This window comes from Rhodococcus sp. MS13 (genome assembly GCF_013277835.1).
Lineage (GTDB): Bacteria > Actinomycetota > Actinomycetes > Mycobacteriales > Mycobacteriaceae > Rhodococcus_F > Rhodococcus_F erythropolis.
Map to the genome: position 1 here is coordinate 391,045 of NZ_VBTL01000001.1, position 24,896 is coordinate 415,940.

At 63.4% G+C, this 24,896-nt stretch carries 22 protein-coding genes; 4 read left to right on the forward strand and 18 right to left on the reverse strand.

Annotated features, from left to right (window positions below; translation table 11 throughout):
- Positions 1-60 precede the first annotated feature (60 nt).
- Positions 61-2,019, forward strand: a complete 1,959-nt coding sequence (locus FEZ59_RS01760) for a glycoside hydrolase family 15 protein (protein WP_003944557.1) — start codon at positions 61-63, stop codon at positions 2,017-2,019.
- A gap of 57 nt (positions 2,020-2,076) precedes the next feature.
- On the opposite strand, the gene FEZ59_RS01765 is transcribed toward FEZ59_RS01760, so the two are convergent.
- The 3 genes from FEZ59_RS01765 to lepA all read right to left on the reverse strand — a co-directional run bounded on the left by FEZ59_RS01765 (position 2,077) and on the right by lepA (position 5,966).
- Positions 2,077-3,057: an ABC transporter substrate-binding protein gene (locus FEZ59_RS01765; protein ID WP_202022385.1), complete on the reverse strand. Its 981-nt coding sequence runs from the start codon at positions 3,055-3,057 to the stop codon at positions 2,077-2,079.
- Positions 3,058-3,137: 80 nt separating this feature from the next.
- Positions 3,138-4,067, reverse strand: a complete 930-nt coding sequence (locus FEZ59_RS01770; RefSeq protein ID WP_134999561.1) for a nitronate monooxygenase — start codon at positions 4,065-4,067, stop codon at positions 3,138-3,140.
- A gap of 6 nt (positions 4,068-4,073) precedes the next feature.
- The gene (gene lepA / locus FEZ59_RS01775; RefSeq protein ID WP_047888431.1) at positions 4,074-5,966 is read right to left on the reverse strand and encodes a translation elongation factor 4; all 1,893 of its coding nucleotides are present in this window, start codon (positions 5,964-5,966) and stop codon (positions 4,074-4,076) included.
- Between the two features lie 72 nt (positions 5,967-6,038).
- Between lepA and FEZ59_RS01780 the strand changes: the two genes are divergently transcribed.
- Positions 6,039-6,572, forward strand: a complete 534-nt coding sequence (locus FEZ59_RS01780) for a type II toxin-antitoxin system PemK/MazF family toxin (protein ID WP_020969977.1) — start codon at positions 6,039-6,041, stop codon at positions 6,570-6,572.
- 30 nt (positions 6,573-6,602) lie between these two features.
- On the opposite strand, the gene FEZ59_RS01785 is transcribed toward FEZ59_RS01780, so the two are convergent.
- From FEZ59_RS01785 to FEZ59_RS01800, 4 genes are read right to left on the reverse strand one after another with little or no spacing between them, the layout of a single operon-like run.
- Complete coding sequence (locus FEZ59_RS01785; RefSeq protein ID WP_019749045.1) at positions 6,603-7,376, reverse strand: aquaporin; 774 nt, start codon at positions 7,374-7,376, stop codon at positions 6,603-6,605.
- 59 nt (positions 7,377-7,435) lie between these two features.
- The gene (locus FEZ59_RS01790) at positions 7,436-8,266 is read right to left on the reverse strand and encodes a transglutaminase family protein (protein WP_007731033.1); all 831 of its coding nucleotides are present in this window, start codon (positions 8,264-8,266) and stop codon (positions 7,436-7,438) included.
- 8 nt (positions 8,267-8,274) lie between these two features.
- Positions 8,275-9,246, reverse strand: a complete 972-nt coding sequence (locus FEZ59_RS01795) for an alpha-E domain-containing protein (protein ID WP_019749046.1) — start codon at positions 9,244-9,246, stop codon at positions 8,275-8,277.
- Between the two features lie 56 nt (positions 9,247-9,302).
- Positions 9,303-10,922 (reverse strand): circularly permuted type 2 ATP-grasp protein, encoded by a 1,620-nt coding sequence (locus FEZ59_RS01800; protein WP_134999562.1) that lies wholly within the window; start codon positions 10,920-10,922, stop codon positions 9,303-9,305.
- A 197-nt stretch (positions 10,923-11,119) separates the two neighbouring features.
- On the opposite strand from FEZ59_RS01800, the gene rpsT reads away from it, so the two are divergent.
- The gene (gene rpsT / locus FEZ59_RS01805; protein WP_003944567.1) at positions 11,120-11,380 is read left to right on the forward strand and encodes a 30S ribosomal protein S20; all 261 of its coding nucleotides are present in this window, start codon (positions 11,120-11,122) and stop codon (positions 11,378-11,380) included.
- Positions 11,381-12,046: 666 nt separating this feature from the next.
- On the opposite strand, the gene holA is transcribed toward rpsT, so the two are convergent.
- From holA to FEZ59_RS01860, 11 genes are all read right to left on the reverse strand, one after another.
- Positions 12,047-13,024 (reverse strand): DNA polymerase III subunit delta, encoded by a 978-nt coding sequence (holA, locus tag FEZ59_RS01810; protein ID WP_003944476.1) that lies wholly within the window; start codon positions 13,022-13,024, stop codon positions 12,047-12,049.
- Positions 13,021-15,381, reverse strand: a complete 2,361-nt coding sequence (locus tag FEZ59_RS01815) for a ComEC/Rec2 family competence protein (RefSeq protein WP_172932151.1) — start codon at positions 15,379-15,381, stop codon at positions 13,021-13,023. Before FEZ59_RS01815 ends, holA begins: the two co-directional genes overlap by 4 nt.
- Entirely contained in the window at positions 15,378-16,298 is a 921-nt protein-coding gene (locus tag FEZ59_RS01820; RefSeq protein WP_172932152.1) for a ComEA family DNA-binding protein, read from the reverse strand. The genes FEZ59_RS01815 and FEZ59_RS01820 overlap by 4 nt, the downstream gene beginning before the upstream one ends.
- Before the next feature lie 81 nt (positions 16,299-16,379).
- Positions 16,380-17,234 (reverse strand): DegV family protein, encoded by an 855-nt coding sequence (locus FEZ59_RS01825; RefSeq protein ID WP_019749051.1) that lies wholly within the window; start codon positions 17,232-17,234, stop codon positions 16,380-16,382.
- 4 nt (positions 17,235-17,238) lie between these two features.
- Positions 17,239-18,021 (reverse strand): diglucosylglycerate octanoyltransferase, encoded by a 783-nt coding sequence (octT, locus tag FEZ59_RS01830; RefSeq protein ID WP_019749052.1) that lies wholly within the window; start codon positions 18,019-18,021, stop codon positions 17,239-17,241.
- A complete protein-coding gene (locus FEZ59_RS01835) occupies positions 18,008-18,682 on the reverse strand; it encodes a histidine phosphatase family protein (RefSeq protein WP_019749053.1) in 675 nt (224 codons plus the stop codon). Before FEZ59_RS01835 ends, octT begins: the two co-directional genes overlap by 14 nt.
- Entirely contained in the window at positions 18,679-19,125 is a 447-nt protein-coding gene (gene rsfS, locus FEZ59_RS01840; RefSeq protein WP_003944502.1) for a ribosome silencing factor, read from the reverse strand. Before rsfS ends, FEZ59_RS01835 begins: the two co-directional genes overlap by 4 nt.
- Positions 19,126-19,171: 46 nt before the next feature.
- Positions 19,172-19,888: a nicotinate-nucleotide adenylyltransferase gene (nadD, locus tag FEZ59_RS01845; protein ID WP_080657183.1), complete on the reverse strand. Its 717-nt coding sequence runs from the start codon at positions 19,886-19,888 to the stop codon at positions 19,172-19,174.
- Positions 19,889-19,906: 18 nt separating this feature from the next.
- Positions 19,907-21,370 (reverse strand): VWA domain-containing protein, encoded by a 1,464-nt coding sequence (locus FEZ59_RS01850; protein ID WP_020908216.1) that lies wholly within the window; start codon positions 21,368-21,370, stop codon positions 19,907-19,909.
- Positions 21,371-21,378: 8 nt separating this feature from the next.
- On the reverse strand, positions 21,379-22,290 hold the full coding sequence (locus tag FEZ59_RS01855; RefSeq protein ID WP_019749056.1) for a MoxR family ATPase: 912 nt from the start codon (positions 22,288-22,290) through the stop codon (positions 21,379-21,381).
- A 41-nt stretch (positions 22,291-22,331) separates the two neighbouring features.
- A complete protein-coding gene (locus FEZ59_RS01860) occupies positions 22,332-23,618 on the reverse strand; it encodes a glutamate-5-semialdehyde dehydrogenase (RefSeq protein ID WP_019749057.1) in 1,287 nt (428 codons plus the stop codon).
- A 172-nt stretch (positions 23,619-23,790) separates the two neighbouring features.
- On the opposite strand from FEZ59_RS01860, the gene FEZ59_RS01865 reads away from it, so the two are divergent.
- On the forward strand, positions 23,791-24,894 hold the full coding sequence (locus FEZ59_RS01865; RefSeq protein ID WP_080910050.1) for an NADH:flavin oxidoreductase/NADH oxidase: 1,104 nt from the start codon (positions 23,791-23,793) through the stop codon (positions 24,892-24,894).
- Positions 24,895-24,896 lie beyond the last annotated feature (2 nt).

Here is a 24,896-nt window from a genome sequence, read left to right on the forward strand (position 1 = left end):
GATACGGTCCCGACAGCGTGTGGATTGGACGTGTGTCGATTCTGGCCGGATGATGGCCGAATGAGTGCTGACGACGAAGTGGTGCAGACGATTCCTCCCGCCTCCACGGGTCACCATCGAAGCAACTTTCCCCCTATCGACGACTACGCGTTTCTTTCCGATTGCGAAACCTCGTGCCTGATTGCCCGTAACGGATCTGTCGAGTGGATGTGCGTTCCCCGCCCGGACTCCCCCAGCGTGTTCGGTGCCATCCTCGACCGCAGCGCAGGCCATTTCCGCATCGGCCCGTACGGCCAGAACGTCCCGGCCGCCCGACGCTATCTGCCGGGTGGACTCATTCTCGAGACCACCTGGCAGACCGAGACCGGCTGGCTCGTCGTACGCGACGCCTTGGTCCTCGGTCCTTGGCACAACGTCGACAAGCGATCGAACACCCACAAGCGCACACCCACAGACTGGGATGCCGAACACACCCTTCTCCGTACGGTCAAATGCGTCAGCGGCACCGTTGAACTCGAGATGAGCTGCGAGCCCGCGTTCGACTATCACCGCGGCACGGCGAATTGGGAGTACACCGGAAAGGTCTACGAGGAAGCAACGGCAACGTGTCGCTCCGCCAAGCCCGGAGACCACCCAACTCTGCGCTTGACCACCGACCTACGACTGGGCCTGGAAGGTCGTGAGGCACGGGCCCGGACGCGACTGGTCGAAGGCGACAACGTGTACGTCGCGCTCTCGTGGTCGGATCTTCCCGCGCCGCAGACGTTCGACGAGGCCGCCGACAAGATGTGGCAGACGTCCAAGTCGTGGCGCGAGTGGGTGACGATCGGCAAGTTCCCCGATCACCCGTGGCGCGGATACCTGCAGCGCAGTGCGCTCACACTCAAGGGGCTCACCTACGCACCGACCGGAGCCTTGCTCGCGGCTTCGACAACATCGCTACCGGAAACACCAGGCGGAGAACGTAACTGGGACTACCGCTACGCATGGGTTCGCGACTCTACTTTTGCACTGTGGGGCCTCTACACGCTCGGGTTGGACCGTGAGGCCAACGACTTCTTCAACTTCATCTACGACGTGTCGAGTTCGGACAACGGTCAGCCGCATCCCTTGCAGGTGATGTACGGCATCGGCGGCGAGCGCACACTCGAGGAATCCGAACTCAACCATCTCTCCGGATACGACGGTGCCCGTCCGGTGCGCATCGGCAACGGCGCATTCGATCAACAGCAGCACGACATCTGGGGCACCATGCTCGACTCGGTGTATCTCCACATCCGCACCCGCGAGCGTGTCCCCGAAGCGCTGTGGCCGCTACTCAAGAAGCAGGTCGAAGAAGCGATCAAGCACTGGCGCCAACCCGACCGTGGGATCTGGGAGGTGCGCGGTGAACCACAGCACTTCACGTCGTCGAAGATCATGTGCTGGGTCGCACTCGATCGCGGCGCCAAGCTGGCGGAGATGCAGGGCGAGAAGAGCTTTGCGCAGCAATGGACGGCCATCGCGGACGAGATCAAGGCCGACATCCTCGCGCACGGAGTCGACTCGCGTGGAGTTCTGACGCAGCGGTACGGCCACGATTCACTCGACGCGTCGCTCTTGTTGGCACCGCTGCTGCGCTTCCTGCCGGCCGACGATCCGCGCATCCGGGCAACGGTACTGGCGATCGCCGACGAGCTCACCGAGGAGGGGTTGGTCCTGCGCTATCGCGTCGACACCACCGACGACGGATTGAGCGGAGAGGAGGGCACGTTCACCATCTGTTCCTTCTGGCTCGTCTCCGCCCTCGTCGAGATCGGCGAACTGGATCGGGCAAAGCATCTCTGCGAGCGTCTGCTCGGGTTCGCGAGCCCGCTCAAGCTGTACGCCGAAGAGATCGACGCCCACACCGGTCGCCATCTGGGCAACTTCCCGCAGGCGTTCACACACCTGGCGCTGATCAACGCGGTGGTCCACGTGATCCGCGCCGAGGAAGCTGCCGAAGCCGGAGCTTTCCAGCCCGCGCACAACGCGACCTAGACCCCCTGCTGTGCGCCTTTATTAACCGCCCGCGGTTAATAAAGGCGCACAGCAATGCTAGCCGGCCACCGCTTCGAGCTGCGGCGTGATCGATTCGAGCGAGTACTTCAGCGACAGCGACGACGGAGTGTTCAACCCGGCAACTGTCGGATAGTCGACGATCGCCAGACCGCCACTCTTGACTGCGGGTAGGTCGGCGAACCCCGGCAGCTTCATCATGTCTTCCAGCGTTCCGCCGTTCGGCAGTAACACCACGACGTCGGCGCTCAGAGCGTCGACCCGTTCAGGGCTGAGCATCAGCCGGCCACCGGTAACGCCCGCCTCTTCGACGAGCTTGGGCGGCAACGACATTCCCAGGCTAGTGAACAATCCCGATGCGCCGTCCTTGGGATCGGCGACGATCACCAACTGCGACGTCGGGAAGACGTACTGCGACAGAAGCGCCGTCTTGCCCTTCAGGCCTGGCAGCCGCTGCGCGAGCGCATCGATCTGCCCGCTTGTCGCCTCGACGATCTCGTCGGCGCGCGACTCCTTGTCGAGAACTCGACCGAGAATCTCGACCTGGTCCTGCCACGGATCGACCTGGACGTCGGACAGACCGGCAATTGTCGGAGCGATCTTGCTCAACTGGTCGAAATCGTCTTGATCGGCGACGGAGAACCCGCCGAGAATCAGATCGGGATCCAATGCTGCAATTTCTTCAGCTTTGAGCGGGACACCGAACTGCTGGATCGCCGAGCGATCAAGTTCCTTCGCCGACGCGTCCACGCCGCTCTCCCACGGGAACAGGCCACGCTCGTCGCCCATCGGGCCGGCAGCCAGGTACCCCACCGGCTGGATTCCGAGTTCGAGCAGAGCGTCGAGCCACTGGGTGTCGGCCGCGACGATACGCGTCGGCGTCCCGTTGATCGTGGTGGCGCCGAACTTGTGGTCGATCGTGGTGACCCGACCGTCCGCGATCTCGTCGGCGTCCGAGGACGAACATCCACTGATACCTACGACCAGTGCTCCCAAGAGAGCCACCGCCGAGAACTTCATCGCACGCACGAAAATACTCCTCCACTAGTTAGTAGAGGCTTACCTTCTCATATGGGACCCGGCTGTGTCCGACCTTGCTTTCAGGCGAAACGAGAGAGCAGACGCTCCGCATCCGCGCCGATGCGTCGAACCACATCGCCGGCCGGATGGGTTCCGTGCACGAGTCCGACAGCTTCTCCGGCATAGACGACTCCGCTGTGCGGATCCGACGGGTCGTACGCCTGTGCCAGCGTTTTCTCGTCGGCGTCGACTCCGTGCCACGCGGCAGTGAACTCGTTGGCCACCGCGCGGCCACCCCACCGCTGCGGCCACGGTTGACTGCGCGCTCGGTCGAATACCGAGGTGTAAATCGTGTCCGCACTTCCGGCTTCGACGACGCGGTCGCGGGCATAGTCCGGCCCGACCGTCTCCGGGCTGGCGAGCAGCGCCGTTCCGATCATCACGCCTTCGCCACCGGCTGCCAGGACGGCGGCCAAACCGCGTCCGGTTCCGATTCCGCCGGCTGCCAGCACCGGAAGTGACGTCGCTTCGAGGATCTCCTGCAGCAGCGGCAAGGTTCCGATTCGGCCCGTATGGCCGCCTGCCTCACCGCCTTGCGCGATCACAGCGTCGACACCTGCGGCCTCGACAATACGAAGGTCCTCGAGCGTATTGATCTGTGACACAACGGGAATGCCCGCATCGTGGATTCGTCCGACATACGCGGCGGGATCACCGAACGACAAGGTGATCATGGTCGGCTCGACGGCAATCGCAGCGTCGAGCATCAACTCGTTCTCGGGCAGCGACCACGTCATCAGGCCGACGCCGAATTTTCCGCCGATCGAGCGGGCCACTTCGGCTTCGGCCTCGATCCACTCCGGTGTGTTGTACCGGGCCGCGCCAAGCAGACCCAACCCACCGGCCGCCGATACAGCTCCGGCGAGCGCGCCGCCCGCGCGACCACCCATGGGCGCCCCGAGAACCGGGATTTCGACTCCGAACTCTCGGGACAACCAGGTGGTGACCATGCGCTCCTACTTCTTGGGCTTCTCGCCGACCGATTCCGACGTCAGGGCCGCCACGAATGCTTCCTGCGGCACCTCGACGCGACCGATGGTCTTCATGCGCTTCTTGCCTTCCTTCTGCTTCTCGAGCAGCTTGCGCTTACGGCTGATGTCGCCGCCGTAGCACTTGGCAAGAACGTCCTTGCGGATTGCGCGAATGTTCTCGCGCGAGATGATCTTCGCGCCGATCGCGGCCTGAATCGGAACCTCGAACTGCTGGCGAGGAATCAGCTCACGAAGCTTCGACGTCATGCGTCCGCCGTAAGCCCCGGCGTTGGAGCGGTGCACGATTGACGAGAACGCGTCGACGGCCTCACCCTGCAGAAGGATGTCGACCTTCACCAGGTCGGCCTGCTGCTCGCCGGCCTCCTCGTAATCGAGGCTGGCGTATCCCTTGGTGCGGGACTTGAGGGCGTCGAAGAAGTCGAACATGATCTCGCCCATGGGCAGTTCGTAGCGCAGTTCGACGCGAGTCTCGGAGAGGTAGTCCATGCCGCCGAGCTCACCGCGTCGGGACTGGCACAACTCCATGATGGCGCCGACGTACTCGCTCGGGGCGATGACGGTGCACTTGGCGACCGGCTCGTAGACCTCGCGAACCTTGCCTTCCGGCCAGTACGACGGGTTGGTGACGATGACCTCGGCCCCGTCCTCCATCACGACGCGGTAGACGACGTTGGGCGCAGTGGAAATCAGTTCGAGGCCGAACTCACGTTCGAGACGGTCGCGGGTGATCTCCATGTGCAGCAGGCCGAGGAAGCCGCAGCGGAAGCCGAATCCGAGGGCAACCGACGTCTCCGGTTCGTACGCCAGGGCGGCGTCGTTGAGACGGAGCTTGTCGAGAGCGTCGCGCAGCACCGGGTAGTCCGAGCCGTCCATCGGGTAGAGACCGGAATAGACCATCGGCTTCGGATCGCGATAGCCGACCAGCGGTTCGGTCGCGCCGTTGCGGGTTGTGGTGACGGTGTCACCGACGCGCGACTGGCGGACGTCCTTCACACCCGTGATGAGGTAGCCCACCTCGCCGACGCCCAGACCGATACTGGCCTTCGGCTCGGGCGAGATGATGCCGACCTCGAGCAGTTCGTGTGTGGTGCCCGTGGACATCATCGTGATCTTCTCGCGGGGACGGATCCGACCGTCGACCACACGCACGTAGGTGACCACGCCGCGGTACGCGTCGTAAACGGAGTCGAAGATCATCGCGCGGGCGGGGCCGTCTGCATCGCCGACGGGTGCAGGTACCTGCTTGATCACCTCGTCGAGCAGTTCCTTGACGCCCATGCCGGTCTTGCCCGAGACGCGCAGGACATCGCCTGGCTCGCAGCCGGTGATGTGCGCAATCTCTTCGGCATAGCGGTCGGGATCCGCGGCCGGGAGGTCGATCTTGTTGAGGACGGGAATGATCTTGAGATCTTTCTCCATCGCCAGGTACAGATTGGCCAGCGTCTGAGCTTCGATGCCCTGAGCTGCGTCGACCAGCAGAATTGCGCCCTCACATGCTTCGAGCGCGCGGGAGACCTCGTACGTGAAGTCGACGTGGCCGGGTGTGTCGATGAGGTGGAGGACGAACTCTTCGCCGTCGACGATCCAGGGCAGACGAACGTTCTGGGCCTTGATGGTGATGCCGCGTTCACGCTCGATGTCCATGCGGTCCAGGTACTGCGCACGCATCGCCCGCTCTTCGACCACGCCGGTGAGCTGAAGCATGCGATCTGCCAGCGTCGACTTACCGTGGTCGATGTGCGCGATGATGCAGAAGTTCCGGATCTGCGCAGGATCCGTGAACGTCTTGTCGGCGAAGCTGCTGATGGGAGACCCCTTAGTCGGACCGGCACCGGCCCGGATCCGGGCCACTGTCAACCCTCAGGATATCCAAGTCTCGGCGCCGCCGTACCAGGGGTTCCCACGGGTGGGTGATTATGCTCGAACGCTATGGCAAGCATGTGGAAGCAGATCGGCAGAACCCTCGGCGCCCTCGCGGTGGAGAAGGGCCCTGCGTTGCTGCGCCAGTTGCAGTCGTCCACGTCTCAGTCGTCTGCCTCGAAGCCGGGTCCGTCCGGCCGGCCGATCGCCGCGCGGACGTCTCCGACCGCACATCGCGCCCGCAAGGTCGAGTACTCCCCCGACCTCGACGGCAAGGCCGATCCGGGCGAGATCGTCTGGACCTGGGTTGCCTACGAGGAGGATCCGACCCAGGGCAAAGACCGCCCGGTGCTGGTTGTCGGCCGTGACGGCAACACGCTGCTCGGTTTGATGCTGTCCTCGCAGAGCAAACGCGAAGGCGAGCGTGATTGGCTCGCAATCGGTTCGGGCCCGTGGGACGGCGAGGGAAGGCCCAGCTGGGTCCGGCTCGACCGGGTGCTCGACGTTCCCGAGAGCGGGATTCGGCGCGAGGGCGCCGTCATGGATCACAAGAAGTTCGACGCGGTCGCGGCAAAACTTCGGGCCGACTTCAGCTGGAGCTGAAGCCGACCCGAACGATGGAAACAGTATCGATCAGCTGTCCAGACGGTTGAACCGTCCGAAGAGTGCTCGATAGATGAGTGCACCGAGTGCACCGCCGATCAGCGGGAACACGATGAACAACCACACCTGACCGAGTGCACCGTCCTGGAACGGCGCGACAGCGAGGCTTCGAGCGGGGTTGACGGAGGTGTTGTCGATCGGGATCGAGATCAGGTGAATGACGGCCAGGGTGAAGCCGATGGACACCCCGGCGAGCGGCACGTCGGAGATCTGGTCGGTCGACGCGAGAACCACGAACACGAGCAGAGCGGTCAGGAGAATCTCGATGATCATCGCGGCACCGATGCCGTAACCGTCGGAAACCACCTGTCCGAGAAGATTCTTCTCGGCCGACGGACTGTGTGCGCCCCAACCGTTTGCGCCGAGGCCGTCTGCGGCCCGGTTGTACGCCGGGAGACTGTTGGCCACCGTGTAGATCACGACGCCGGCGACCAAGCCGCCGATCACTTGCGCGACAACGTAAATCGCCGCATTGACGGCCGAGATGCGCCCGATCACGAATTGGCCGAGAGTCACGGCTGGGTTGACGTGGCAACCGGAAATCGGTCCGATCGCATATACGAGGAACAGCAGGGTCAAGCCGAATGCGAAGGCAACTCCGAGATTGCCGACTTTCGCACCTGCGAAGACGGCAGTTCCGACCGCGGAGAACACGAGCACAAATGTCCCCACCGCTTCGGCCGCATACTTCTTCACATCCGAGATCGGTTCGATCTCAGTCAATTCCTGTGCAGTTGGAGACATATTCCCACCTTCTTCTCATCGAACGGTAGTAATGCTCACGCGCCTAGATTTGCCGGACTTTACGCAAGCCTGGTGATCTCCACAACAACTTCGAGATCTGTGGAGCGTCCACCGGAAAAGATTCCCTTCAAAGGCGGCACATCCGAATAGTCCCTTCCTATTCCGACCGAGACATGCTGTTCATTCACAGCTATCGCATTGGTCGGGTCATATCCCCACCACGCGCCGGTCCACGCTTCGATCCACGCGTGCGATTCCCCGACCACCGTGTCCCCGACTGCCGCATCACGTTTGGGGTGGAGATAGCCGGAAACGTACCGACAGGGAATGCCCATCGTTCGAAGCAACACCAAGGTCAGATGCGCATAATCCTGGCAGACGCCTTTCCTGGCCGACCAGGCCTCGACCGCCGACGTATGCACTCCGGTCGTACCCGGAACATATGACATTTCACCGTAAACCCATTGCGACGCAGCCACTACTGCATCTTCAGGTGATTTATCTTTGCGCAATTCCTTGGCAATTGTCGCCAGCTTACGATCACGCGGAACATATCTCGTGAAACTCAGTTGTTCGTTGAATCGATCTTTAATCGCGTTTCCCGACAATTCATCCCAGTCGACGGTTTCCTCGGGTTGAACAAACGGTTCCGTCTCCACCACCGACAGTCCGGTCACTTCCAGCTCCGTATGCGGGGCGTGCAAGTCGAAGGCGGTCACCGCGGTGCCCCAGTAATCGGTGTACCGATAGGAACGCGTTGCCGGCTGGGTTTCGACGCGCGTGAGGATCACCGTCTGCCTGGTGTCGCCGCGGGGTGTCAATCGCGCTTCGTTGTACGACGACGTCACCGGGGCGTCGTACGCATATCCCGTGGTGTGCACGACCCTCATTCGCCAGCTCACAGCTCTCCCTCCACCGTCGACTCCGCATACGCGGCGCCGGCATCCGTCCACGCGACCCACGGCGCAGCGTGGAAGTACTGCAATGCAATCGCCTCACCCAGTTCGCGACAGGTCTCCTGCCAACCGAGCAACCGTCCTTGCAGATCTTCGAGCAACACGCCCTGCGGCAGAAACTCCAGTTCGCTGCGTGCGCGGCCGAGAAGCCGCGGCGCCTCCGCCCGGATTCCGACGCGACTGCCCGGCTGCGGGTCGAGTTCCTGCAGGCACTTCTCGGCCTGCCTGATCGAGTGGAACACCGAGCGCGGAAAGAGTCTGTCCAACAAGATGAACTCGACGACGCGGTTGGCGTCGAGCGCTCCGCGATACGTACGCAGATACGTGTCATGTGCGCCTGCCGAGCGAAGAACACTGACCCACGCCGGCGACGACGGGCGGTCACCGGCGCGCGCCAGGAGCATCCGCACAATCATGTCGACACGTTCGATCGACCTGCCCAGCAGAAGGAACCGGTAACCGTCGTCGCGGCTGAGCGTGGAATCCGCCAGCCCCGCGAACATCGCTGCGCGTTCCTCCACATAACGGAAGAACTCGTGTGGCCCCAGCCTGCGTGACGCGCGTTCACGCTCCGCCAGTCCGTTGTACGTGGTGTTCAGGCACTCCCACATCTCACTCGACGTGACCTCACGTGCTCCGCGAGCATTCTCACGGGCACTTGCCAGCGAGTCCACGATCGATCCAACCTGATTGCGGCTGAACGCAACCAGGTCGGTGAGCGAGCGTACGTCGAGCTTCTCCTCCGGCGCTTCGATGCCGAGGACACGCAGGAGCAGACGCGACGTGCGGTCCGGGTCGACGGTTGCGTCGTCGAGCAGTTGGTGGACGGCGACGTCGAGGATCCGAGCGGTGTCGTCGGCGCGCTCGACGTAGCGGCCGATCCAGTAGAGGGACTCTGCGTTGCGAGCAAGCATCGGTCACCACGCTCCGTTCGCTGATAGTTCTTGGTAGCTGGGCACTTCTGAGGTGTTCACTGTTGTTGCTGCTGCTGAGAGGTGCTCAGTTCGGGTCCCTGCACCGGCTCCGCGGATTCCGGGGGCTCGGACACCAGTTCCTCACCGGACAGCTCTGGGTCCTCGTCCGAGCTGCGGCTGGCGAGCACCCATGTGTCCTTGCTTCCGCCGCCCTGGCTCGAGTTGACCACCAGCGAACCTTCCGGAAGTGCCACCCTGGTCAGGCCGCCGGGCAACACCCACACGTCCTCACCGTCGTTGACGGCAAAGGGTCGCAAGTCCACGTGGCGCGGCGAGAGAACGTCGTCGATCTTGGTCGGCACCGTGGACAGCTGCACGAGAGGCTGCGCGATCCACCCGCGCGGGTCTGCCTTGATCTTGCGGGTGATCGCGGCCAGTTCCTTGGGACTCGCGTCCGGTCCGAAGACGATTCCGTAGCCGCCGGACCCTTCCACCGGCTTGATGACGAGTTCGGCGACGCGGTCGAGGACTTGCTCGCACTCCTCGTCCAACCAACAGCGGAACGTGTCGACGTTCTGCAAGAGCGGCTTCTCACCGAGGTAGTAGTCGATGATCTGCGGAACATAGGTATAGACGAGTTTGTCGTCACCGACTCCGTTGCCGACGGCACTCGAGATCACCACGTTGCCTGCTCGCGCAGCATTCAGTAGGCCTGCGACGCCGAGAATCGAATCCGGACGGAAGTGCATCGGGTCGAGATACTCGTCGTCGATGCGGCGATAGATGACGTCGACCTGACGCTCGCCTTCCGTCGTGCGCATATACACCATGTTGTCGCGGCAGAACAGGTCGCGACCTTCGACGAGTTCCACACCCATCTGACGAGCGAGCAATGAATGCTCGAAATAGGCGGAATTGGCGATACCCGGTGTGAGAACAACCACTGTCGGGTCCGCTTCGTTGAGTGCAGCACCCGCACGCAGCGCCCTCAGTAGGTGTGTTGCGTAATCACCGACCGCCCGCACCTTGTGGGACATGAACAGATCCGGGAACACCCGAGTCATGGTGCGACGGTTTTCCATCACATAGGAGACACCGGACGGAGATCGCAGATTGTCCTCGAGAACTCGGAACTCTCCCGCCTCGTCTCGGACCAGGTCGATACCCGCGACATGGATTCGCACACCGTTGGGCGGCACGATGCCGGCTGCTTCACGGTGGAAGTGCTCGCACGAGGTCACCAGGCGGCGCGGCAATACGTGATCGCGCAGGATTCGTTGCTCGCCGTAAATGTCCGCAAGGAACAGCTCGAGCGCCTTCACCCGCTGCTTGATGCCCTTTTCCAGCCGCGACCACTCCTGCGCGGCGATGACGCGCGGCACCAGATCCAACGGAAACGGTCGCTCCTGCCCGGACAGCGAGAACGTCACGCCCTGGTCGATGAATGCGCGTCCGAGTGCGTCGGCACGCGCGGCAAGGTCGGCGCTGCTCGTCGGCGCCAGCGCTTTGTACACACCCTTGTACGGGGCACGCACCGAGCCGTCGGGCTCGAACATCTCGTCGAAAGCCAACTCGTAGCGACCGATGTCTGAATATCCGTCGAACACTGCGGCTGGACGCGCTCGGGTGGTGGTCGAACCTGTTTTACTCGAACTTTTCGAAGGCGGCGGCGTCATAGGGCAACATGCTGCTACAAGTGGGGCTATTCGGCAGCGCGGCGAGAAATCGGGCGCTCGGTGTACCCTTCTCGACAGACGCAACGTGCGACGGTTTGGGTTCTTGGGCCCTCGGCTGGTAATCTTGCCAGTCGGTGCATCAGTGCGCCCACAGCTTTCTCGACCGTAACCAGCTAAAGACGACAAGGATTTTACGCGTGGCCAACATCAAGTCCCAGGTGAAGCGAATCCGTACCAACGAGGCGGCCCGACTCCGTAACCAGTCGGTGAAGTCCTCGCTGCGTACCGCGATCCGTTCATTCCGCGAGGCTGCGGCAGCCGGTGACAAGGACAAGGCCAACGAGCTCCTCGTCTCCACCAGCCGCAAGCTCGACAAGGCAGCCAGCAAGGGCGTCATTCACGCCAACCAGGCTGCCAACAAGAAGTCTGCACTCTCGCAGGCTGCCAACAAGCTCTGACGTTTCCACTGTGACGGTTCGCCGTCATACTGGTTCGTCTCGATAGCCGCCAGGTCGAAAGACCAGGCGGCTATTTTGCGTACTCAATCGGATCAGAGCAAAAACCCGCCATCCATGTCTTGCACGGAATATGTGGATCGGGCTGCGACCATCTGATGATGGCGGTCAACGGGAAACGCCCTCGTAGCTGGTTGTTCACGACTGTCTTCTGGGCGGTCGTCGCTTTCGGCGTATTGGCAGCCCTGGGGATCCCTCGTTGGTGGGAATCATTGACGGTTGCAGTCGTCGGAGTCGCAGCAAGCTACGGATGGTGGAGGCGCAGGCAACGGAGCGAATTCTGGATCTTCTTCGGCGTGATGTGTTCACTCGTTGCGATTCTGGCGTTTCTCGCCACTGGACGAGCGCTTCTCACCACCGTGAAGGTGCCGGTAGACAGCATCGGCCAAGAAACAATTGTCTGCGGCAGTGTGATGAATCCGGCGCCGAACGACTCCCTACGAGTGACCGACATCAGGACTGGTGAACCAACGACACGGCCTCAGGCCATTCCGCACACCCAGTTGGAGCAAGCCTGCGTGAAACGCCTCGACTACCGGGTGGCCGAGGCCACGGCCGCCACTGTCGTCGGACTACTTCTGGCCGGCCGCGCGATCGGCCATGTTGTCCTCAGTTCTTCCGCAACGCGCACACTTTCCGCACTGCCATCTCCAGAGCGAAGGACGAGTCGACTGCGGCGCCCTTCACGTCGGCATTGAGAGCGGCGACGATCTGCATCGCAGCGCCGATCGACGTGGGATCCCAACCGCCGACTTCCTTGATCGCCTTCTTGACCTTCCACGGCGGCATCCCGAGATCCGACGCCAACCGGAACGGGTCACCGCCCCGTGCAAACGGGCCGACCTTCGCGATGGTGTGGACTGCATCGGCGAGGGCGTCAGCGAGCAGTACGTGCGCCGTTCCGATCTGGTCAGCCCATCGCAGAGCCTCGAGCGCACCCCGGGTATCGCCGACGATAACTTTGTCGGCCACATCGAATCCGGAAACCTCGGCCTTGCCCGAGTAGTACTTGTGGACTGCATCCACGTCGATCTTGCCGCCGGTATCTGCCGCCAATTGCGAGCAGGCCGACGCAAGTTCGCGAAGGTTGGAGCCGACGCTTTCGATCATCGCGGCGATCGCATCGGGAGCAACCCTCACGTCTGCGGTCCGAAACTCACCCCGGACGAAGTCGACAAGCTGACTCTTGTTCAGTTTTCCGCAGTTGTGAACCGTCGCGCCGAGCTTCTCGAGGGCCGGCGCCAACGCCTTCGCGCGACCGCCGCCCGAGTGCACGACGATCAGAACGACGCCTTCTGCCGGCTCACGCGCCGCCTCGAGAACAAGAGCTACGGCATCTTTGCCTGCTTCTGCGGCCGATTCCAGGACGATCACACGGTCTTCGGCAAAAAGAGAGGGGCTGAGCAGCTCAGCCAACTCGGGAGCATTGGTGTCTCCGGCACGCATCTTGGTCACCGGGAGATCCGAAATACCCTGGCCGCGGTCACCGCGGACGGCTCTGATGAGCTGCGATACCGTGCGGTCGATCAGGAACTCGTCGTCCCCGAGAACAAGATGCAGCGGATCGACTCCAGACGGATTACTCACCCGAAGATGGTCCCACGAGGAACCGACACGATCGACACAGACCCGCCGCCCCCACCGTACACAGCGACGGTGCCGTCGGCGTCGGTCCGAACCACCGCCCCGCCCAACGAAACCAGTTCGTCGAGAACCTCCTCATTCGGGTGCCCGAAACTGTTGCCGTCGCCGACGCTGATCATCGTCAACCTCGGACGCACCGCTTCCAGAAAAGCCGACGATGTGGTCCGAGAACCGTGATGGGGCAGCTTCAACACATCGGCCTTCACGTCCGTACCCGATCGGAGGATGGCCTTCTCCCCCGCAACTTCGGCGTCGCCCGTCAACAGAATTCGACCCGCGTCCGTGTGTGCCATCACCACCAGCGACTGATCGTTGGCGGCGTCCGCGCCGTCCCCCGTATCGCGGGGAGCCGGAAGCAACGGTCCGAGAACCTCCATGTTCACCGATCCCAACGTCAACTCCATACCTGCACGCAACGAGACAACCGGAACGCCGTGCGATTCGGCCGCATCCTTCACCGCCCGAAAACCTGACTCCGGCAACAACATCGACCCGACTCCGACCGCAGCGACCGAACGCCCACTCAGGACTGCTTCCAATCCACCGATGTGATCGGCGTGAAAATGACTGATCATCAGCAACGCGATGTCGTTGACGTCCAACATGTTCAGGCAACGATCCATCGACGTGGGATCAGGACCGACATCGATGACGATCACCCTGCCGTCTCCAGTCGAGAGCACAAGACCGTCCCCTTGACCGACGTCGCACATCACCAGTACCCACCCCGGAGCAATACGACCACCGCCGAACACGTGCTGAAAGACGAGGGCTAGAACAACTCCCAGAACGAGGACGCCGACGACCCATCTCGAGATCCGATTCCACAGCGTCAGGGCCGCGGCCAGTAAGACGCCCACGACGATCAGAGCACCGATGAGCCCTGACGGCACCACCACCGACGCTCCGGGAAGCGCCGCCGCCCGCTCGGACACGTACAGCAGCCACCCCATCGGCGGCCGGACCAGCGGCGTGATGAACACCGCGATCGGTGGACAGATCAGCGCACACAAGGCAATCACCGCACCGAACACCGTGATGATTCCGATCACAGGCGCCACGGCCATGTTCGCGGCAATCGTAACCACACTGAAGGTTCCCGCCATGGCGCCCACCAGTGGCGCAGACACGACAAACGCAGCACTCGAGACGGCTGTCATCTCCGAAAACCAACGGGGCCAACCTCGTCGACGAAGCACCTCCACCCACACCGGAGCAATGATTACCAACGCGCCCGTGGCCGTGGTCGACAGCGCAAACCCCCAGTCGACGGCAAGTTCGGGCATCACGACAACCAGAACGATGACGGCTGCGGCAAGAGCAGGCAGTGCCTGTTTGCGTCGACCGGTCACCAGACTGAGCAGGCCGATCAGGCCCATCACCGAGGCGCGCAGAACACTCGGCGACGGCCTCGCGACGACAACAAACGCAACGAGGGCTACCAGCGCCAAAGCAGCACCGACGCGCGGACTGAGCGCCGCGGCTCTGACCAGCAGCAGAACCGCCCCGAGCAGAATGCTGATATTGGCGCCGGACACCGCGGTCAGATGGGAAAGCCCGGCAACGGTGAAGTTGTCCTTCACCACCGGCGACAACGCCGATGTGTCTCCGACGACGAGGCCAGGCAGCAGACCTGCCTGATCCGGCGGGAGCGCAGCCGAGCACGCAGCGGCGAAACGAGTACGCACTACACTCGCCCATCGCTGATACCAGGGCACTTCTCCCACCGCGACGGGAGGCCCTTCGGACGTGATCACCGCGAGTGTGGAATCGCTACGCCATGGCTGACTCGCCCGGCCGCGAACCGTGAGGCTCTGCCCTGGAACAACTTCGAGCCACGACGAACTGGGTGCCCGGATGGTGACCAGGCCGCCTCCGGAGTACCTGTGATTCTGGGTAGTCACCGAATTGACGGTTGCCCTGAAGAAAATCTGACCTTGACCCGCCGCGCCAGAGACTGCGTGCGGATCCTCCGCGGGTTCCACTTCGACACTCACCCACGCTCCTTCGAAGGCAGCCCGGGTCAGTGGGTGCCCCTCGACCTCGGACGCCCGCCACCCGCTGACGACACTGCATCCGGCACCGAACAGCAATGCAACCAACATGATTCGTACCCACACCGCTGATGTCCGGCGCACAACCGCGTAAGTGAGGATTGCCGCTGGAATAGCGCATGCCACCGCCAGTACCCACGCGGCGACCGCGCCGAACAGGATCCCCACCGCACTGCTCCCCCACACTGCGACGGCCGACGGTAGCAGTCGAGCGTCGAGGACCGGCGAGACTTCCGGTTCGTTCACACCGATACCAGCACTCGCAGTTTGGCCACCCTTGCCGGGCCGATCCCGTCGACTTCCCCCAATTGTTCTATGTCCGTGAATTTTCCGTTGGAAGTTCGCCAGGAGATGATCGCCGCAGCCGTTACCGGCCCTACCCCGGGAAGGTCATCCAGTTCGGCCTCGGTAGCGGTGTTGAGGTTCACCAGACCAGCCCCGCCGGATTCCCCCGCGGCGGCGGGGCCGGTCCCTCCCGCAGTGGTACTCGAACTCGCTGAAACACCACCGGACTGATCGGCGGCCCCCACCACGATCTGATCACCATCGGCAAGCTTCTGTGCCAGATTCAGGCCCACCGTCTCTGCGCCCTCGAGCACTCCACCTGCCGCAGCGAGCGCGTCGGCGATGCGCGAGCCCGAATGTAGGTTGACGAGCCCAGGCGTGCGCACGAGTCCGACGACACTGACCACCAAAGCCTCAGGCGGCTGCTCCGCTACGACGCCGGTCGGTACGGGACTGGCTGATTCACCATCGTCGGCAGTGACATTCTGCGCCGTGACATTCTGCTCCGTGACATTCTGGGGCGAGGGCAACGGTGGGACCGCCTGCAAACTCGGAGAATCCCACCACACCGTGAACAAGCCGATTGCCGTGGCCAGAACTGCAACGATCGCCAACACCCAGGTCGCCGATCGGCTCGGGCGCCAACGTGTACCGCGCCAGCGCTCGGGCAGCCGATCGAACCGTGACGAGTCGGGTTGAGCCTCGTATTCGTCTTCGTCGAAGTCCTGAAGCCACTCGGGGGACCTCTCGAATGGCTGCGGGGACCTCTCGAAAGACGCTGAATCCTCGAAGTCGTCGACGGCCTGTCGCTGCCGGTAGTTCCCGTCCATCGCCGCGAGGCGATCACGCGCCCGCTCGCGCTCCTCGCTGATCCTCATGACTGGACGCTAACGAGAGACCATGCCGCCGAAGACGAGCAATTTCAATCTGTGGAGAACTCGCGGATTGTGGAGAAACGATCAGGTGTTCGCGTCCACCGCGCTGTCGATCTCCGGCAGCGGACACACGACAACACCGATCGCGCCGACACCGACGTGCGCTCCGATAACCGCACTGAAGTCGGTGACCACGGATTCCGCCACATCGGGAATGCGCTCGGCCAACTGTTCCGCTATCGCGTCGGCACGCTCTCGCGCTCGCATGTGATGCACGGCTATCGCCACGCGGCCGAGACCGGCGCGCTCGACTGCCGAATCCACCAAGCGTGCAAGCGCTTTGGTGGTCGTACGTGTTTTTTCACCGAGCACGAGCTTGCCATCCACCAGATGCAGGATCGGCTTCATCGCCAATGCAGTACCCAACAACGCGGCTGCGGTTCCGATTCGTCCGCCCCGACGCAATTGATCAAGTTTGTCGACGACGATGTAGCAGCGCCCACGACTCGCGACGTCGACCGCCCGGCCGTACGCCTCTTCGAGTGACGCGCCCTTCTCGGCCAAGCGCGCAGCTTCGAGAGCGGGATAGCCCAAACCCATTCCGGCCGACTGCGAATCGACGATCCGGACGGCTCCTCCGAACTCCTGGGCTGCGACTCGTCCGGCTTCCCACGTTCCCGAGAGTTGCCGTGAAATGTGCACGGCGAGAACGCCGTCACCGTCGCTCATGTCCAGGGCGCGTGCATACGCTTCGGACAACTCGGCGGGCGACGCTCCGGCCGTTGTCACTCCTGACAGGTCGCTCGGCATTGCGTCGACACCCTCACGCAAGTCGCAGCCGTCACGGAGCACATGGAGCGGAACCACCTGAATCCCACATGCGTCGGCCGACTCCTGCGGGATGCAGGCGGAGGAATCCGTGACGACGACGACCGGCATTCTGCTACCCGACTTCGCTCGGCGGTGATACCAGTTGCGGCGAAACCACTTTCTTCGACTCCACCCCGCGAATCGCAGCGATCATCGCGCGGGCTACACCGACATGACCGTCCCAACCCCAGTGAATACCGTCGGGGTTGCCGTTCTCGGAAAAGACGTTGTCACGCACTGCATCCGCGAGATCGACTACGGGAACGTCTTTCTCCGTAGCCCACTCGGTGATCGCGGACACCGCGGCAGGTCGTCCGGCGTGCACGCTCGCGTAGGCATCGCTGCGGTGCACCGACGGCAGGGTCGCGATCATCGGCAGTTCCGGCCGCATGTACTCCAACGCATTTCGCGAGCTTTCCAAATACTCGACGCTCAGCTTGGGCGGAAGTGCGACCGGGCGGCCCAGAGGTGCAAGCCGCGGCTGCAGCCACTGATAACCCTCGCGCACCACGCGTCGAAGCGCCGGAGGACGAACGTAGCGGATGGTCTCGCGGAGCGCGGTAGGCAATGGGGACGGTAGCGAGTCCATACCGCCGACCGCGAACACGACGGCGCCGGCCCGCGGCACCGCCGCCCACACACGAGGATCCTGAGTCAGTGCCCACCACGCGTCGCGGCACGTCCAGCCGATACGGGCGACCAACTCGACGTCCCAGCCGAGTTCGTCGGCCACGATGTTGGGCCAGATGCGTGGATGATCTGCCGCGAGGCCGCCCTTGGGGCCGAAATACGACAGCGAATCCGCGAGCACGAGGAGGACGGGGCGCTGCCCGTCGGCACTTTCAGAGGACGTCATTTGCGACACTCGCAGAAGCATTCCATACGTCGAGTCGCCACTCGATCGACTTGACGTCGCCGTGTCCGCTGAGTTGCACCCAACTGGTGTTTCCCAATCCGCCGAGGACGGCCCAGCGATCGACGGGTAGGTCGAGCAATGCCGCTGTCAGTGCCGCGATCAAGCCTCCGTGCGCCACCAGAACTACGGGCCGCTCGGCCCAGTCCGGGTGCGTGTCGAGCAATTCGTGAACTACGGGGAGGCTACGATTCGCGACGTCGATTCGGCTTTCGCCGCCGGGCGGCGCCAACGTGGCATCCGCTCGCCAGGCAGATCGCACACCGGGAGTGCGCTCGTCGACGTCATGATGAGTCAGGCCTTGCCATTCACCCAGGTGTGTCTCACGCAGACGCGTGTCGGTGAGGACCGGAAGTCCGGCGGCGTCACCGACAGCGACTGCCGTGAAATACGCGCGCCGCAGATCCGAGGACACGATCGTCAACGGTCTGCGATCGGCGATCACCGGACCTGCACTCTTGGCCTGCGTGCGTCCCAGCTCCGACAGGTCGGTGTCGAGTTGCCCCTGCATCCGAGAGTCGGCGTTGTATTCGGTCTGTCCGTGACGCAGCAGGATGAGCCGGCGGACAGGGTTCGACGCCGCACTGGGCGCCGACGAAGTCACAGCGAGGGGTCCTGCGCGTCCGGCTCGGAAACCGTGTCGGTCTCGAACACCGTGTTGGCATCGGCGGGGCCGGGACGGTTCTGTCCGAGGCCTTCGACCTCGACCGTCGGGCAGTCCTTCCACAGACGATCGAGAGCGTAGAAGTTGCGCTCCTCGTCATGCTGGACGTGGACGACGATGTCGGCGTAGTCGAGCAGTGCCCAGCGGCCCTCGCGGGTGCCTTCACGGCGGACCGGCTTGTGTCCCGCTTCGCGGAGGCGGTCTTCGATGTTCTCGACAATCGAGTTGACCTGACGCTCGTTGGTCGCAGATGCGATCACGAAGCAGTCCGTGATGACCAACTGTTCGGACACATCGAGCACCACCACTTCGGTGGCCAGCTTCTCGTCGGCTGCCAAGGCCGCGATGCGTGCCATGTCGATGGCTTCGGTGTTTGCACTCACTCGATGTTCTCCAGTTTCGTCTTCAGAAAGTACTTGTTGTTCTCGGCTAGCTCGATTCGGCGCCCGGGACGGCTTCCGACTTCCCCGGTGCGGGCTCCGACATCGTTGTAGCTCCGTCGCGGCGCTCCGCGTCGACAGGTCGATACAGGTTCCGCTTCGAGATGTACTGCACCACTCCGTCCGGCACCAGGTACCAGACGGGGCGGTCTTCACTTGCACGACGCCGACATTCGGTCGACGAAATGGCAAGTGCCGGAATCTCTATCAACGTGACCGCGTCGGCGGGCATGGTGTCGAGGTGACCGGCCAGATGCTCTGCATTGAGATCGAAACCCGGTCGCGATACCCCGACGAACTTCGCCAATGCGAACAACTCTTCCCAATCTTGCCAGGAAAGGATGCTGGCCAGCGCATCGGCACCGGTGATGAAGAAGAGTTCGGCGTCGGGATGGTAGGCCCGGAGGTCTCGCAGTGTGTCCACGGTGTACGTCACTTTTTCACGGTCGACGTCGACCCGAGAGACGGAAAACCGCGGGTTGGAGGCGGTGGCGATGACCGTCATGAGGTACCGGTCCTCGGCAGGACTGACGCCCCTCCCCTGCTTCTGCCAGGGCCGCCCGGTGGGGACGAAGATCACTTCGTCGAGTCCGAACCGGTCGGCGACCTCACTGGCCGCAACGAGGTGGCCATGGTGAATGGGGTCGAAGGTGCCACCCATCACTCCGAGGCGTCGAGCACGTTCCACCGATAGTCCCTTCTGCACGAGTGTCGAGCTTACGGGTCAGACCGGCAGCAGACGGGACACGACGTCGGCAAGCTGCTGGGCCGAGCGGCACTCGTGCATGCTGATGACCTCGTTGTACACCTTCGCCGCGGAGTCACCCGTTCCCCATTGCCCCTTCGGCTCAGGGTTGAGCCAGTGTGCGTGCTTGGCAACCGCAACCATCTGCGACAGCGACTGGAGGTTGGGATCGCGGTAGTTGTTGCGACCGTCGCCGAGTACCAGCAGCGACGTGCGACTGGTGATCGACTGCGCGAACTTCTCCTGGAAGACCCCGAAGGCGTGCCCGTAGTCGGAGTGGCCGTCGTAGGTGATCAGTTCGGCTTCACGCACCATCCGTGACATCGCGGACCCGAGGTCTGCGTTCGAGTCGAAGAACCGCGTGACCTCGTCGGTCGTGTCGATGAACGCGAACACCCTCACTCGTGAGAACTGCTCGCGCAACGCGTTGACGAGGAGCAGGGTGAAATGGCTGAACCCCGCTACCGAACCCGACACGTCACACATCACCACAAGTTCCGGCCGCGCTCGCTTCGGCTTGCGCTGCACCAGATCGATCGGCACTCCGCCCGTCGACATGGACTTGCGCAACGTGCGACGCAGGTCGATCGAACCCGAGCGAGAGCGGCTACGACGCACCGCGAGACGGCTGGCCAACAGACGCGCGAGTGGTGCGACGTTCTTCTTCAGTGTGGTGAGTTCGGCGTCGGAGGCCCGCAGGAAGTCGACTTCCTCGGCGAGTTTCGGAACGCCGTACGTGGCGACGCGTTCCTTACCCAGATTCTCGGCGGTGCGTCGACGCGTTTCCTTCTCGACCATCTTGCGGAAGTCCGCGATGCGCTGCGCTGCCGTGCGCTTGGCGACCTCGGACTGATAGTCGGAATTGTCCTTGCCCTCGGACCCGGCGCCTTCCTGGTTGCCGAGTAGACCTTGCAGGATCTTGTTGAGCAACGTCTCCGGGGCGACGTCACGCAGCGCCTGATAGGCGGAGAACGACGGGCCGTTACTCGACTGGTACTGCCCGAGTTCCTCGACCATCGCGGCGGTCAGGAGTTCGGTCATCTCCATCGCCTCGTCGCTGCCGTCTGTCAGCAGTTCGGCGATCAGCTCACGCAATGCCTGTAGGTCGATCGAGCCGTCTGGCTTGCGCGGCAGTGTGACGTCGACGTCGCCGACCGCACGGTCACCGATCGCCTTGGGGAACCACAGGTCGAAGACGGCGTCGAACGTCGCCCGGTGGGTAGGTCGACGCAGGAGCGAGCATGCCAGCCCTTCACGAAGCGCTTCACGATCGAGCAGGTCGAGAACCGACATGACCTGACCGGCGTCGACGGTCTCGGACGGGCCGACCATGATTCCGCGTCGTCGCAGAGCCTCGACAAAATCGACGAGGTGACCGGGAATCCCGTGCGGCGCTGCCAGGCCGCCGGGTGAGAGCGGCGACGTCGATCCTGCGGGAGCCATGACAGACCTCAGTTCAGCCGAAGTTCAGCGGCGGCGCGCACCTGATCGGACTGGTGCTTGAGGATGACACCGAGCGTGGCGCGTACGGCGTCGTCGTCGAGCGTGTCCATGCCCAGAGCGAGAAGGGTGCGTCCCCAGTCGATGGTTTCGGACACCGACGGAACCTTCTTGAGCTGCATTCCGCGAAGAACACGAATGGTGTTGACCAGCTGCTCGGCAATCGCTTCAGGAAGCTCCGGCACCCGGCTTGCGAGGATGCGACGCTCGAGGTCGGCGTCCGGGAAATCGAGATGCAGGAAGAGGCAACGACGCTTAAGAGCCTCCGAGAGTTCGCGCGTGGCGTTGGACGTCAGCACCGTGAACGGCTTGCGGGTGGCGGTGATCGTTCCGAGCTCGGGGATCGTGACCGCGAAGTCGCTGAGCACTTCGAGGAGCAGACCTTCGATCTCGACGTCTGCCTTGTCCGTCTCGTCGATCAACAGCACCGTCGGGTCCTCGCGGCGAATGGCCTTGAGCAGTGGACGTGCGAGCAGGAACTCCTCCGAGAAGACATCCGCCTTCGTCGAGTCCCAGCTGTGGTCGACCGCGACATCACCCCTCGCTCCGCTCGCCCCGCCCGACTGAATCCGAAGAATCTGCTTCGCGTGGTTCCACTCGTAGAGTGCACGAGCCTCGTCGACGCCCTCGTAGCACTGCAGACGCACCAGTTCTGCGCCCGTGGTCTGGGCGACTGCGCGGGCGAGTTCCGTCTTACCGACACCGGCCGGGCCCTCGATGAGCAGGGGCTTGCCCAGTCGGTCGGCCAGGAACACTGCCGTTGCAGTGCCCTTGTCGGACAGGTAACCCGTCTCGGCCAAACGCTCGATCACGTCGTCGACGCTCGAGAAGAACGGTGTTGTATCGGGAAGAGCTCGGTCCACGGTTAACTCCTAAAAAGGGTGGGGCAAGTCTGGTGAACTTTTCAGGCGGGTCGGGTGTGCCCGTCGCCCCAGACGATCCACTTGGTGGACGTCAGTTCCGGTAGCCCCATGGGGCCACGCGCGTGCAGTTTCTGGGTGGAGATGCCGATCTCGGCGCCGAATCCGAACTGCTCACCGTCGGTGAAGGCAGTCGACGCATTGACCATCACTGCCGCGGCGTCGACGCGAGCGGTGAACTCACGGGCAGCCGAGAGATCGGAAGTCACGATGGCTTCGGTGTGGCCGGTCCCGTACTGGTCGATGTGCTCGACTGCAGCGTCCAGGTTCTCGACGACCTTGAGCGCGACGTCGAGCGTGAGGTACTCCTTCGACCAGTCGTCCTCGGTGGCCGGGACGAGTCCAGGCAGATCGCCGTGCACGACGACGTCGTGCATCTGAAGCGCTTGAAGCAACTTCGGCACGGCCGTCTCGGCGATGGCGGCGTCGACCAACACAGTCTCCGCGGTGTTGCACACGCTGGGCCGACGGGTCTTGGAGTTGAGAAGAATCTTCTCGGCCATGAGCAGATCGGCGGCCGAGTGAACGTAGACGTGGCAGTTACCGACACCGGTCTCGATGGTGGGAACGGTGGCATCGCGAACTACGGCGCTGATCAGGCCGGCGCCGCCTCGTGGGATGACGACGTCGACGAGGCCACGGGCCTGAATCAAATGAGTGACCGTGGAGCGATCCGCACTCGGCAGAAGTTGGACGGAGTCCTCGGGCAGTCCCTGAGCAACCAGCGACGCACGCAGGGCCGCTACCAACGCTTCGTTGGACTTGACCGCCGAGGACGAACCACGAAGCAGCGCAGCATTTCCCGATTTGAGGGTGAGCCCGAAGGCATCGACGGTCACGTTGGGACGAGCCTCGTACACCATGCCGACGACACCGAGCGGAACGCGCTGCTGCCGTAGTTCCAAACCGTTCGGCAGAGTGGAGCCGCGAAGAACTTCGCCGATCGGATCAGGTAGTCCGGCAACCTGGCGCAGACCTGACGCGATGCCCTCGATGCGGTCAGCGGTCAGACGAAGACGGTCGAGCAGCGATTCCTCGGTGCCACCCGCCTTCGCGGTGTCGATATCGAGAGCGTTGGCCGCGAGAATCCGATCACTTGCCGCGAGAACTGCGTCGGCTGCGGCGTGGAGAGCAGCATCCTTCTGCGCCGTGGTCAGCAGAGCCAGGACGCGCGAAGCCTTACGGGCTCGGCGTGCGGCGTCGTGCACGACGGACTTGGTGTCGGACGCGTTCGAGTCGACGGTTTCTGCGTTGGAAGTCACAGCGGTCATGAATACACATTAACCACCCACCTCCGCGGCCTGCTCGGCGGAACGAGGCTGTGACCACCCGGGACCATTCCGGCGGACCGCCTGCGAACATTTCGGCGGACCGCCGGGGAACAATTCCGACGCGCGGCGCTGTTGCACCCACCGACCTTCTTCTTCGAGTCAGGAGCCATCCGTGAGTGTGTTGTTCGAGCCTTTGACCCTGCGTGGCGTCACCATCCCGAACCGCGTCTGGATGGCACCGATGTGCCAGTACTCGGCCGACGTCATCGGCGACCAGGTCGGAGTGCCCAACGAGTGGCATCGCACGCATCTGGTGAGCCGTGCAATCGGCGGCACCGGCCTGATTCTCACCGAGGCGACGGCCGTCAGTCCCGAAGGCCGGATATCGGCAGCTGATCTGGGGATCTGGAACGACACGCAGGCGCAAGCCTTCGCCGAGATCAACGCGCAACTCGCGTACTTCGGCGCAGTGCCCGGAATTCAGCTGGCCCACGCCGGACGCAAAGCGTCGACGCAGGTTCCGTGGCGCGGCGGCAAGAGTCTGCCCGCCGACGACCGACTCTCGTGGCAGACGGTTGCCCCGAGCGCGGTTCCGTTCGGTCACCTTGCCGATCCGATCGAGCTCACCACGGAGGGCATCGAGAAGGTCGTCGCGGACTTCGCAGCGGCGGCTACCCGCGCATTGAAGGCCGAATTCAAGGTCGTGGAAATTCACGCGGCCCACGGATACCTGATCCATCAGTTCCTCTCCCCCGAGAGCAACAAGCGAACGGACCGCTACGGAGGCAGCTTCGAGAACCGCATTCGATTGCTCCTCGAAATCCTGACAGCAGTCCGCGAGGTGTGGCCGGCCGAGCTACCGCTCTTCGTCCGGGTCTCGGCGACCGATTGGCTGACGGAAGAGCGTGGGCTCGAGGTCGACAGCTGGACCGCGGATCAGACCGTTGCCCTGGCCAACATCCTCTCCGATTACGGGGTCGATCTCGTCGACGTCTCCACTGGCGGTAATTCACCGGCGGCACAGATTCCGGTGGAACCGGGATACCAGGTTCCGTTCGCCCGTCGCCTGCAGAACGAGAGCCTGTTACCGGCCGCCGCCGTCGGCCTCATCACCGAACCCGAACAGGCCGAGAAGATCGTCGAGGACGGAAGCGCAGTGGCGGTGCTCCTCGGCCGCGAACTGTTGCGTGATCCGTACTGGGCGCGCCGGGCGGCGCGGGAACTGAACGCCGAGGTCGGACCACATATCCCGTCGCAGTACGCCCGCGCCTTCTAGCC